Genomic DNA, 12,493 nt, shown 5'->3' on the forward strand with positions numbered 1-12,493 from the left:
AAACTCAGCTGGCGTAGCGCGCGTCGAGCGCATCGAGCTCGGGCTTGCGCACCAGCCGCTGCCGTTCGGCGAAGGGCGCGACCAGCGACGGGTCTTCGTCCATGCGCCGCGTGTCGCGCAGCACCGTGAGCGCCTTCTGCATGCCAGCCAGCGCGCCCTGCAGCGCGGCGTTGGCGTACAGCACGATGCCGTAGCCGAGGCCGCCGAGTTCCTCGGCGCCGAAGATCGGCGTCTTGCCGCCGATCACCATGTTCATGAGCTGGGGCTTCGCCAGCCGCTGCGGCAGCGCGCGGATCTCGTCGGCCGTGGTGACGGCTTCGACAAACAGGATGTCGGCGCCGGCCTCGCTGAACTTCTGCGCGCGCTCGATCGCGGCCTCGAAGCCCAGCGTCGCCGCCGCGTCGGTGCGGGCCATGATGAGCAGGTCGGGGTCGGTGCGTGCATCGACGGCGGCCTTGATCTTGTTGACGGCTTCCTCGGTGGAGATCACCTCCTTGCCCGAAAAATGGCCGCAGCGCTTGGGCGCGACCTGGTCCTCGAACTGGATGCAGTCGGCGCCCGCGCGCTCCAGCACGCGCACCGTGTGGCGCACGTTCAGCGCGTTGCCGAAGCCGGTGTCGGCATCGACGATCAGCGGCAGGTTCACGGCGTCGCGGATGCGCGCCGTGTGGTCGGCGATCTCGTGCAGGCCCATGAAGCCCTGGTCGGGCAGGCCGAACCACATGTTGGTGACGCCCGCGCCGGTGACGTAAATGGCTTCGAAGCCCAGGTCTTCGATGACGCGCGCCGACAGGGCGTTGAAGGCGCCCGGCACCAGCACGCCGCGGCGGGCCTCGGCCAGGGAACGGAGGGTCTTGCGAGTCGACATCGGAATTTCCTGTGAATGGATCTGAAAGCTCAAAGGGTGTCGCCGGGCACGCGCACCCAGCCTTCCATCAAGACGCGGGCGCTGCGGCTCATGACGGCCTTGGTGACCTGCCATTCGCCATCGACCTGCTGCGCCTGCGCGCCCACGCGCAAGGTGCCCGAGGGGTGGCCGAAGCGCACGGCCTCGCGCGCGCCGCCGCCGGCCGCGAGGTTCACCAGCGTGCCGGGAATGGCGGCGGCCGTGCCGATGGCCACCGCTGCCGTGCCCATCATGGCGTGGTGCAGCTTGCCCATCGACAGCGCGCGCACGAGCAGGTCGATGTCGCCGGCCGCCACGGCCTTGCCGCTCGATGCGGTGTAGCCCGCCGGCTTGGCGACGAAGGCGACCTTGGGCGTGTGCTGGCGGCTGGCCGCTTCGTCGAGCGTGCGGATGAGGCCCATGCGCAGTGCGCCGTGCGCGCGGACGGCCTCGAAGCGGGCGAGCGTGGCGGCGTCGCCGTTGATCGCATCCTGCAGCTCGGTGCCCGTGTAGCCAATGGCCTCGGCGTTCACGAAGACGGTGGGGATGCCGGCGTTGATCATCGTGGCCTGCAGCGTGCCGAGGCCGGGCACCTCCAGCGCGTCGATGAGGTTGCCGGTCGGGAACATCGCGCTGCCCGCGCCGCCTTCCTCGGCGGCGGGGTCCATGAATTCGAGCTGCACCTCGGCCGCGGGGAAGGTCACGCCGTCGAGTTCGAAGTCGCCGGTCTCCTGCACCGTGCCGCCGGTCATCGGCACGTGCGCGACGATGGTCTTGCCGATGTTGGCCTGCCAGATGCGCACGACCGCCACGCCGTCGCGCGGCACGCGAGCCGCATCGATGAGGCCGTTGCTGATCGCGAACGGCCCGACGGCCGACGAGAGGTTGCCGCAGTTGCCGCTCCAGTCGACAAAAGGCCGGTCGATCGACACCTGGCCGAACAGGTAGTCCACGTCATGGCCGGGCCGTTCGCTCTTCGAGAGGATGACGGTCTTGCTCGTGCTCGACGTCGCGGCGCCCATGCCGTCGATCTGCTTGCCGTAGGGGTCGGGGCTGCCGATCACGCGCAGCAGCAGCGCGTCGCGCGCCTTGCCTGGCACCTGCGCGGGCTCGGGCAGGTCCTGCAGGCGGAAGAAAACGCCCTTGCTGGTGCCGCCGCGCATGTACGTGGCGGGGATCTTGATCTGCGGGGTGTGCGGCATCGTCAGTCGGCTTTCGTGGCGGCGAGGAAGTCCTGCGCAAAACGCTGCAGCACCCCGCCGGCTTCGTAGATGGAGACCTCTTCGGCGGTGTCGAGGCGGCAGGTCATGGGCACGTCGAGCCGTTCGCCATTGCGGCGGTGCACGACCAGCACGAGGTCGGCGCGCGGGGTGCGCGCGCCGGTCACATCGTAGGTCTCGGTGCCGTCAAGGCCCAGTGTCAGGCGGTTGGTGCCGGGCTTGAATTCGAGCGGCAGCACGCCCATGCCGATCAGGTTGGTGCGGTGGATGCGCTCGAAGCCTTCGGCCGCGATCGCTTCCACGCCGGCCAGCCGCACGCCCTTGGCGGCCCAGTCGCGCGACGAGCCCTGGCCGTAGTCGGCGCCGGCCACGATGATCAGCGGCTGCTTGCGCCCCATGTAGGTCTCGATGGCTTCCCACATGCGCATCACCTCGCCCTCGGGCTCCACGCGCGCCAGCGATCCGGCGCGCACCGTGCCGTCGGCCTTGCGCACCATCTCGTTCTTGAGGGTCGGGTTGGCGAAGGTGGCGCGCTGCGCCGTGAGGTGGTCGCCGCGGTGGGTGGCGTAGGAGTTGAAGTCTTCCTCGGGCAGGCCCATGCGGTGCAGGTACTGGCCGGCCGCGCTGTCCAGCAGGATCGCGTTCGACGGCGACAGGTGATCGGTCGTGATGTTGTCCGGCAGGATCGCCAGCGGCCGCATGCCCTTCAGCGTGCGTTCACCGGCGAGCGCGCCTTCCCAGTACGGCGGGCGGCGGATGTAGGTGGAGGCGGGGCGCCAGTCGTACAGCGGCGCGACCTGCTCGCCCGTGTCGGGCTGGATCGCGAACATCGGCTCGTACACCTGCCGGAAATGCGCGGGCTTCACGCTGGCCTTGACGATGGCGTCGATCTCTTCGTCGCTCGGCCAGAGGTCCTTGAGGCGAATCTCCTTGCCGTCGACGACGGTGAGCACGTCCTTCTCGATGTCGAAGCGCACCGTGCCCGCGATGGCGTAGGCCACCACCAGCGGCGGCGAAGCCAGGAAGGCCTGCTTCGCATACGGGTGGATGCGCCCGTCGAAGTTGCGGTTGCCCGAGAGCACGGCCGTGGCGTACAGGTCGCGATCGACGATCTCCTGCTGGATGGCCGGGTCGAGCGCGCCCGACATGCCGTTGCACGAGGTGCAGGCATAGGCGACCACGCCGAAGCCCAGCTGTTCCAGCTCGCCCATCAGGCCGGCATCTTCCAGGTACAGCGTCACCGCTTTCGAGCCGGGCGCGAGCGAGGTCTTGACCCACGGCTTGCGCGCCAGGCCCACGCGGTTGGCGTTGCGCGCGAGCAGGCCCGCGGCGATCACGTTGCGCGGGTTGCTGGTGTTGGTGCAGCTGGTGATGGCCGCGATGATCACGGCGCCGTCGGGCATCTGGCCGGGCACGTCGTCCCACGGGGCGGCGATGCCGCGCGCGGCGAGGTCGGCGGTGGCCACGCGCGCATGCGGGTTCGACGGGCCGGCCATGTTGCGCACGACCGTCGACAGATCGAACTGCAGCACGCGCTCGTACACGACCTCGGCCAGCGTGTCGGCCCACAGGCCCGCCTGCTTCGCATAGACCTCGACCAGGCGCACCTGCTCGTCGGCGCGGCCGGTGAGGCGCAGGTAGTCGAGCGTCTGCGTGTCGATGGCGAACATCGCGGCGGTGGCGCCGTACTCGGGCGCCATGTTGGAGATGGTGGCGCGGTCGCCCAGCGTGAGGCTGGCCGCGCCTTCGCCGTGGAACTCCAGGTACGCGCCCACCACCTTCGCCGCGCGCAGGAACTCGGTGAGCGCGAGCACGACGTCGGTGGCCGTGATGCCCGGCTGCGGTCGGCCCGCGAGGCGCACGCCGACGATGTCGGGCAGCCGCATCCACGAGGCGCGGCCCAGCATGACGTTCTCGGCCTCGAGCCCGCCCACGCCCACGGCGACCACGCCCAGCGCATCGACGTGCGGCGTGTGGCTGTCGGTGCCCACCAGCGTGTCGGGGTAGGCCACGCCGTCCTGCGCATGCACGACGGGCGACATCCGCTCCAGGTTGATCTGGTGCATGATCCCGTTCCCCGGCGGGATCACCTCCATGTTGCGGAAGGCCCGCTTCGTCCATTCGATGAAGTGAAAGCGGTCTTCGTTGCGCCGGTCCTCGATGGCGCGGTTCTTCGCGAAGGCATCGGGGTCGAAGCCGCCGCACTCCACCGCCAGCGAATGGTCGACGATGAGCTGCACCGGCACCACGGGGTTCACCTGCGAGGGGTCGCCGCCCTGTTCGGCGATGGCGTCGCGCAGGCCGGCCAGGTCGACCAGCGCGGTCTGGCCCAGGATGTCGTGGCAGACCACGCGCGCGGGGAACCACGGAAAGTCATGGTCGCGCCGACGCTCGATGAGCTGCGTGAGGCTTTGCACGAGGATCGCCGGGTCGCAGCGGCGCACGAGGTTCTCGGCATGCACGCGCGCGGTGTAGGGCATCGTGGCCCAGGCGCCGGCGCGGATCGCCTCGACGGCTGCGCGCGCATCGAAGTAGTCCAGCGCGGTGCCGGGGAGGTTCTTGCGGTAGTCGGTGTTCATGGGGCGCTTGTCGCTCGGCACCCGCGCGCAGGCACGGACGCTTTTCTTCTTCTCGTGTTTTTACTTCCGATCCTGGATCGGCGCGAACTTCAGGTCTTCGGGGCCCGTGTAGTTGGCGCTGGGCCGGATGATCTTGTTGTCGATGCGCTGCTCGATGATGTGCGCCGCCCAGCCCGAGGTGCGTGCAATGACGAACAGCGGCGTGAACATGGCCGTGGGCACGCCCATCATGTGGTAGCTCACGGCGCTGAACCAGTCGAGGTTGGGGAACATCTGCTTCACGTCCCACATCACGGCCTCGAGCCGCTCGGCAATGTCGAACATCTTGGTCGAACCGGCCTCCTGCGACAGCGTGCGCGCCACGCCCTTGATGACCACGTTGCGCGGGTCGCTCACCGTGTAGACCGGGTGGCCGAAGCCGATCACGACCTCCTTGGCGGCGACGCGGCGGCGGATGTCGGCCTCGGCCTCGTCGGGTGCGTCGTAGCGCTTCTGGATCTCGAAGGCCACCTCGTTCGCGCCGCCGTGCTTGGGGCCGCGCAGCGCGCCGATGGCGCCGGTGATGGCGGAGTACACGTCCGAGCCCGTGCCCGCGACCACGCGCGCCGTGAAGGTGGAGGCGTTGAACTCGTGCTCGGCATACAGGTTGAGCGAGGTGTGCATCGCGCGCTCCCACTGCGGGCTCGGCTTGCGTCCGTGCAGCAGGTGCAGGAAGTGCGCGCCGATGGAGTCGTCGTCGGTCTCGACCTCGATGCGCCGGCCCTGCGTGGACCAGTGGTACCAGTACAGCAGCATCGAGCCGAGCGAGGCCATCAGGCGGTCGGCGATGTCGCGCGCGCCGGGCAGGTTGTGGTCTTCCTTCTCGGGCAGCAGGCAGCCCAGCGACGAGACGCCGGTGCGCATCACGTCCATCGGGTGCGCGCTGGCGGGCAGCTGCTCCAGCGCCTCCTTCAGGCTCGCGGGCAGGCCGCGCATGGCCTTCAGCTTGGCCTTGTAGGCGCGCAGTTCGGCGGCCGTGGGCAGCTTGCCGTGCACCAGCAGGTGCGCGATTTCCTCGAACTCGCAGACCTCGGCGATGTCCAGGATGTCGTAGCCGCGGTAGTGCAGGTCGTTGCCCGTGCGGCCCACGGTGCACAGGGCGGTGTTGCCGGCGGTCACGCCCGACAGGGCGACGGATTTCTTGGGCTTGAAGCCGGTGGGGGTGGCGGTGTCGTTCATGCGGGTTCCTTGTCTGTGGGCACGGTGTGCAGGTAGGCGTTGCGCAGGCGCGCGGGACGGCCGCGGCCGTCGACGGCCACCATCTCGAACAGGCCTTTCAGCGAAGGGCGGGCCTCGCCGTCGGGCGGCTCGGCCGCGCCGGTGACGCAGACCGTGAGCGAGCTGCGGCCGGCGCGCGTCACCCAGGCCCGCAGGCGCAGCACGTGGCCGACCGGCACGGGCGCCAGAAACTGCGCGTCGCCCAGGCTAGCCATCACCACGTCGGACTTCGCGAAGGCGCGCGCGGCGAGGAAGGCGGCCTTGGACATCAGCAGCAGGGCGTTGCCGCCGAACAGCGTGCCGTAGTGGTTGGCGTGCTCGGGGAACACGATGTCGGTCAGCTCGATGGCGGCGGATCGGTTTGTCATGCTTCGCAATTTACGCAATCGAACCTCCATAATGAAGGCCTGAATTGGCGAATCATTGCGAATGAAGACGGCTGATTTTGCAAATATTGCGAATACCGCAAAGACCCACGAGGTGACCCGATGAGCAAGACCTTCATGGGCGTGCGCCTGCGCACGCTGCGCGCCGAACGCGGCCTCACGCAGGTGGCGCTGGCCCAGATGCTGGGCCTGTCGCCGAGCTACCTGAACCAGATCGAGCAGAACCAGCGCCCGCTCACCGTGGCCGTGCTGCTGCGCATCAGCAAGACGCTCGGCGTTGACGTGCAGCAGTTCTCCGAAGACGAAGAGGCGCGGCTCGTGGCCCGCATGCGCGAGGCGCTGGCGGACAACCCCGGCGGCGAGGCCGTGGCGCTGCCCGAGCTGCGCGAGGTGGCGTCGCAGATGCCGGCCGTGGCGCGCGCGCTGCTGGCCTTGCACCGCCGCCACCAGGAGGCGCAGGAGCGGCTGGAGCTCATGGCCGCCGAACTCGGCGACGGGCGCGGCGACATCTCGCGCAGCCGGCCGATGCCTTTCGAGGTGGTGCGCGACTTCTTCTTTGCCCACCAGAACCATTTCGACCCGCTCGACACCGCCGCCGAATCGCTCGCCGCCGAGGCTCGCGCGCAGGGCGGACCGCTCGCCGAATGGCTCCAGCAGCGGCTTCTTTCGGCCCACGGCGTGCGCGTGGTGCCGGGCGACGAAGGGGAGGGCGCGCTCGACAGCCAGCGCCGCTACGACCCGGCCCGCCGCGTGCTGCGCCTGTCGGCCGGCCTGGAGCCGGGCCAGCAGGCCTTCCAGCTGGCCACGCAGCTCGCGCTGCTGGAGCAGGCCGCGCTGATCGAGTCGCTGGTCGTGCAGGCCGATTTCGGCGACGCCCCGGCCCACGCGCTCGCACGCATCGGGCTGGCCAACTACTTCGCGGCGGCTGTGCTGCTGCCCTACGGCCCGTTCCTGCAGGCGGCCGAGGCGCTGCGCTACGACATCGACCTGCTCGCGCGCCAGTTCGGCGTGGGCTTCGAAACCGTCTGCCACCGCCTGAGCAGCATGCAGCGCCCGGGCGCGTCGGGCGTGCCCTTCTTCTTCATCCGCGTGGACCGGGCCGGCAACATCTCCAAGCGGCAATCGGCCACGCACTTCCACTTCTCGAAGACCGGCGGCACCTGTCCGCTGTGGAACGTGTACGAGGCCTTCGCGCAGCCGGGCCGCGTGCTGCCGCAGCTGGCGCGCATGCCCGACGGCCGCGCCTACCTGTGGATCGCGCGCACCGTGTCGCACGGCCAGCGCGGCTTCGGCTCGCCGAGCAAGACCTTCTCGATCGGCCTGGGCTGCGACATCCGCCACGCCCCGCGCCTGGTCTACGCCAAGGGCCTGGACCTGAAGGACCCCGACGTGCCCACGCCCATCGGCATGGGCTGCAAGGTGTGCGAGCGCGTGGCCTGCCCGCAGCGGGCGTTTCCGTTCATCGGGCGGCCGTTGGATGTGAACGAGAACGAAAGCAGGTTCACGCCCTATGCCGTGGCCGGCGCGTAGGGCGGTGATGCGTCAGTCGCCCTGCGCAGGCTGCTGCGTGCCGGACGCCTCGCTCCACCCACCCCCCAGCGCCTTGTAGATCGCCAGCCGGTTCGTCTGCTCCGTGAGCTGCAGGCCGATGAGCGTCTGCTGCGCCGCATAGTCGCTGCGCTGCGCGTCCAGCACGTCGAGGTAGTTGGCGGCGCCGCTCTTGAAGAGCGACTGCGAGAGCTCGAAGCTGCGCGAGGTCGCGGCGCGCAGCGAGCGCTGTGCGTCGAGGCGCTCGGCCAGCGTGCGGCGTTCGGCCAGGGCGTCGGCCACTTCGCGGAAGGCGGTCTGCACGGCCTTCTCGTAGGTCGCGACTTGGATCTTCTGCTGCGCTTGCGCCACCTGCAGGTTGGCGCGGTTGGCGCCGCCGTCGAAGATCGGCACGCTGATCGACGGCGCGAAGCTCCAGGCCTTGCTGCCGCTGGCGAACAGGCCCGAGAGCGTGCTGCTCGCGGTGCCGGCCGAGGCGGTGAGCGCGATGCGCGGGAAAAAAGCCGCGCGCGCCGCGCCGATGTCGGCATTGCTCGCGCGCAGCGCGTGCTCGGCGGCGCGCACGTCGGGCCGCTGCTGCAGCACGCTCGACGACAGGCCGGCCGGGGGCACGAGCAGCTGTGCCACGTCGGCGGTCGTCGCGGCGCTTGGCAACAACTCGGGCGGCGGCGTGGCGCCGACCAGCAGCGCCAGCGCGTTGCGGTCCTGCTCGACCTGGCTGTCGAAGGCTGCGGCATCGGCGCGCGCGGCATCGACGGTGCTCTGCGCCTGCGCCAGCGCCAGGCCCGACTGCGCGCCGAGCGCATGGCTGCGCTGCACCAGCTCGAAGGACTTGCGCTGGCTCTCGAGCGTGCCGCGCGCCAGCTGCAGGCGCTGCTCGTCGGCGGCCAGTTGCAGCCACGCTGTGGCGACCGAGGCCACGAGGCTGATCTGCGTGCTGCGCTGGGTTTCCTCGGTCTGGAAGTAGCCCTGCAGCGCCGATTCGCCGAGGTTGCGCACGCGCCCGAACAGGTCGAGCTCGTAGGCCGTCATGCCGAGGTTGGCGCTGTACTGCGAGGCGATGCGCGATTCGCCGCTGGTCGACAGGCTGCCCGGCGTGCGCGAGCGCGTGCCGGCTGCGCCGGCGTTGACGGTGGGGAACAGGTCGGCCCGCGCGATGCCGTACTGGGCGCGCGCACGCTCGATGTTGAGCGCCGCCACGCGCAGGTCGCGGTTGTTGGCGAGCGCGAGTTCGATCACGCCCTGCAGCTGCTTGTCGACGAAGAAGTCGCGCCAGCCGATGTCCAGGGGTGTGGTCGTCGTGACGCCGGCCGAGGGCAGGGCCGATGGGACTGGCGAGGCGGGCGTTTCGTACGCGGGCGCGAGGTTGACGCAGCCGGCGAGCACGGCCGAGGCCAGGGTGGCGCAGGCCAGTGCGCGCAGGGGAAGGCGGGGCAGGGTGGTGCGCTTCATCATTGCGCTCCCTGTTCCGCGGGCAAGGCATCCGGCGGTGTGTCGGCCGGCTTGCGGCGGCCTTCCAGCCAGCCGCGGATCATCGCGAAGAACAGCGGCACGAAGAAGATGCCCAGCGCGGTGCCGACCACCATGCCGCCCAGCACCGCGGTGCCGATCGACTGGCGCCCACCTGCGCCCGCGCCGGTGCCGATGGCCAGCGGCAGCACGCCGAAGCCGAAGGCCAGCGAGGTCATGAGGATGGGGCGCAGCCGCAGCCGCACGGCCTCCAGCGTGGCCTCGATCACGCCCTTGCCCTGCTCCTGCAGCTGCTTGGCGAACTCGACGATCAGGATCGCGTTCTTGGACGACAGCCCCACCGTGGTCAGCAGGCCGACCTGGAAGTACACGTCGTTGCTCAGGCCGCGCAGGCTGGTGAACAGCAGCGCGCCCACGATGCCCAGCGGCACCACCAGGATCACCGAGAACGGCACCGACCAGCTCTCGTACAGCGCCGCAAGGCACAGGAACACGAACAGGATCGAGATGGCGTAGAGCACCGGCGCCTGCGCGCCCGACAGGCGTTCCTGGAACGAGGCGCCGGTCCATTCGTAGCCGATGCCGGCGGGCATCTGCTTCATCACTTCGTCGACCGCGGCCATGGCGTCGCCCGAGCTCACGCCGGGCGCGGCATCGCCGACGAACTCGTAGCTGGGGCTGCCGTTGTAGCGCTGCAGCTGCGGCGAGCCATAGGTCCAGCGCGAGCTCGAGAACGCCGGGAACGGCACCATCTGGCCCAGGCTGTTGCGCACGCTCCAGCGGTCGATGTCGGTGGGCAGCATGCGAAAGGCCGTGTCGCCCTGCATGTACACGCGCTTGACGCGGCCGTTGTCCAGGAAGTCGTTGATGTAGGTGCCGCCCATCGCGCTCGACAAGGTGCTGTCGATGTCGGACGTGGCCAGGCTGGCCGCACCGGCGCGCGCGTCGTCGATGTCCACCGCGAACTGCGGCGTGTCGTCCAGGTTGTTGCTGCGCACGTTCGCCACCTCGGGGCGCTTGGAGAGCAGATCGATGAGCTGGTCGCGCGCCTTCACCAGCGCGTCGTGGCCCAGCCCGTTGATGTCCTTCAGGTGGAAGTTGAAGCCCGCGTTGGCGCCGAGCCCGCGCACCGCGGGCGGCAGCAGCACGAAGATGCGCGCGTCGCGGATGGTCGAGAGCTCCTTGTTGGCGCGCCGCGCGAGTTCGGCGGCCGACTGGCCGACGCCTTCGCGCTCGGCCCAGTCTTTCAGCTTCACGAAGGCGCGCGCCGAGCTCTGGTCGCCGTTCTGTCCGGTGATCACGTTCACGCTCACCACCTCGGGCTGCTTGGTGAAGTAGTCCTGCATCTGCGTGACCACCGGCTGCAGCCGCGCATCCGACGCGCCCGGCGGCAGCGTCACCTGCACCTGCAGGAAGGCCTGGTCTTCATCGGGCAGGAAGGAGGTGGGCAGGCGCATGAACAGCAGCGCCATCACGGCCGCGATCAGCAGGTACACGACGAGGCTGCGCTTGCCGCGCCGCATGATGCCGCCGACCACGCCCTGGTAGCGGTCGGCGCCCTTGTCGAAGTTGCGGTTGAAGCCCGCGAAGAAGCGGTCGACCGCACCCAGCACGCCCTTGCGCGGCGCGGCATGGCCGCCCTTGGCCACGGGCTTCAGCAGCGTGGCGCACAGCGCCGGCGTGAGCGTGAGCGCCACGAACACCGACAGCGCCATGGCCGAGACGATGGTGATCGAGAACTGGCGGTAGATCACGCCGGTCGAGCCGCCGAAGAAGGCCATCGGGATGAACACGGCCGACAGCACCAGCGCGATGCCGACGAGCGCGGGCGTGATCTCGGCCATCGACTTGCGCGTGGCCTCCTTGGGCGAGAGGCCTTCCTCGTGCATCACGCGCTCGACGTTTTCCACCACCACGATGGCGTCGTCCACCAAGAGGCCGATGGCCAGCACCATGCCGAACATGGTGAGCGTGTTGATCGAGTAGCCGGCCATCGACAGCACGCCGAAGGTGCCCAGCAGCACCACCGGCACGGCAATCGCCGGGATCAGCGTGGCGCGGAAGTTCTGCAGAAAGACGTACATCACCAGCACGACCAGCACCATGGCCTCGGCCAGCGCCTTCACCACCTCGTCGATCGACGCGCTCACGAAGGGCGTGGTGTCGTAGCTCACGAAGGTCTGCATCTGGTTGGGAAAGAGCGGCTGCAGCTCGGCCACCTTGGCCTTCACGGCCTCGGCCACCTGCACCGCGTTGGCGCCGTCGGCCAGCACGATGCCCATGCCGGCGCCGGGACGCCCGCCGGGCACCGAGCGCACCGTGAGGTTCTCGGCGCCCAGCTCGACACGCGCCACGTCGCGCAGGCGCACCACGGCGCCGTCGGGCGTGGCGCGCAGCACCACGTTCTCGAACTCCTCGACCGTCTTCAGCTTGCTGCGCGCCGTGATCGTGGCGTTGAGCTGCTGCTGCGCACCGGCCGGCAGCGCGCCGAGCTGGCCGGCCGAGACCTGCGCGTTCTGCGCGGTGATGGCGTTGCCCACGTCGGAGGGCATGAGCGCGTACTTGCGCAGCTTGTCGGGGTCCAGCCACAGGCGCATGGCGTAGCCGGTGCCCAGCGTCTGCACCTCGCCCACGCCGTCGACGCGGCTGATGACGTCGACCAGGTTGCTGCTGATGTAGTCGCCCACGTCCACCGCCGAGGCGCTGCCGTCGCCGGAGAACATCGAGACGATCAGCAGGAAGTCGTTGCCGCCCTTGGTGACGGTGACGCCGCGGCTTTGCACCTGCTGCGGCAGGCGCGACATGGCCTGCTGCAGCTTGTTCTGCACCTGCATCTGGGCCACGTCGATGTTGGTGCCCGCGTTGAAGGTGAGCGACAGGCGCGCCACGCCCGACGAGTTGCTGGTCGACTGCATGTACAGCAGGTTGTCCAGCCCCTTCATCTGCTGTTCGATGACCTGGGTGACGGAGTCTTCGACCGTCTTGGCCGAGGCGCCGGTGTAGGTGGCGTTGATGGACACGCGCGGCGGCGCGATGTCGGGGTACTGCTCCAGCGGCAGCGTGCGGATGGCCATCAGGCCGGCGAGCATGACGACGATGGAAAGCACCCACGCGAAGATGGGGCGGTCGATGAAGAACTGGGCCATG

8 protein-coding genes are annotated in these 12,493 nt (G+C 69.8%); 1 reads left to right on the forward strand and 7 read right to left on the reverse strand.

Features of this window, described 5'->3' with window-relative positions; translation table 11 throughout:
- Nucleotides 1-4: 4 nt before the first annotated feature.
- Genes ACAM42_RS09010 through ACAM42_RS09030 form a run of 5 tightly spaced genes read right to left on the reverse strand, consistent with a single transcriptional unit; the run spans nt 5 to nt 6,310 of the window.
- Entirely contained in the window at nt 5-868 is an 864-nt protein-coding gene (locus ACAM42_RS09010) for an oxaloacetate decarboxylase (protein WP_307694644.1), read from the reverse strand.
- Nucleotides 869-897: 29 nt separating this feature from the next.
- Entirely contained in the window at nt 898-2,088 is a 1,191-nt protein-coding gene (gene prpF, locus ACAM42_RS09015; RefSeq protein WP_369631781.1) for a 2-methylaconitate cis-trans isomerase PrpF, read from the reverse strand.
- A 2-nt stretch (nt 2,089-2,090) separates the two neighbouring features.
- The gene (acnD, locus tag ACAM42_RS09020; RefSeq protein WP_369631782.1) at nt 2,091-4,685 is read right to left on the reverse strand and encodes a Fe/S-dependent 2-methylisocitrate dehydratase AcnD; all 2,595 of its coding nucleotides are present in this window, start codon (nt 4,683-4,685) and stop codon (nt 2,091-2,093) included.
- A 60-nt stretch (nt 4,686-4,745) separates the two neighbouring features.
- Nucleotides 4,746-5,903 carry a 2-methylcitrate synthase gene (prpC, locus tag ACAM42_RS09025; RefSeq protein WP_369631783.1) on the reverse strand — a complete coding sequence of 386 codons (1,158 nt, stop codon included), beginning with the start codon at nt 5,901-5,903 and terminating at the stop codon, nt 4,746-4,748.
- Nucleotides 5,900-6,310, reverse strand: a complete 411-nt coding sequence (locus ACAM42_RS09030) for an acyl-CoA thioesterase (RefSeq protein WP_369631784.1) — start codon at nt 6,308-6,310, stop codon at nt 5,900-5,902. The genes prpC and ACAM42_RS09030 overlap by 4 nt, the downstream gene beginning before the upstream one ends.
- A gap of 120 nt (nt 6,311-6,430) precedes the next feature.
- On the opposite strand from ACAM42_RS09030, the gene ACAM42_RS09035 reads away from it, so the two are divergent.
- Nucleotides 6,431-7,858 (forward strand): short-chain fatty acyl-CoA regulator family protein, encoded by a 1,428-nt coding sequence (locus ACAM42_RS09035; protein ID WP_369631785.1) that lies wholly within the window; start codon nt 6,431-6,433, stop codon nt 7,856-7,858.
- Between the two features lie 12 nt (nt 7,859-7,870).
- On the opposite strand, the gene ACAM42_RS09040 is transcribed toward ACAM42_RS09035, so the two are convergent.
- A complete protein-coding gene (locus tag ACAM42_RS09040; protein ID WP_369631786.1) occupies nt 7,871-9,328 on the reverse strand; it encodes an efflux transporter outer membrane subunit in 1,458 nt (485 codons plus the stop codon).
- Nucleotides 9,328-12,492, reverse strand: a complete 3,165-nt coding sequence (locus ACAM42_RS09045; protein ID WP_369631787.1) for an efflux RND transporter permease subunit — start codon at nt 12,490-12,492, stop codon at nt 9,328-9,330. Before ACAM42_RS09045 ends, ACAM42_RS09040 begins: the two co-directional genes overlap by 1 nt.
- Between the last annotated feature and the right edge of the window lies 1 nt (nt 12,493).

Origin of the sequence: Variovorax sp. V35, from assembly GCF_041154465.1 — a bacterium.
GTDB classification, from domain to species: domain Bacteria; phylum Pseudomonadota; class Gammaproteobacteria; order Burkholderiales; family Burkholderiaceae_C; genus Variovorax; species Variovorax boronicumulans.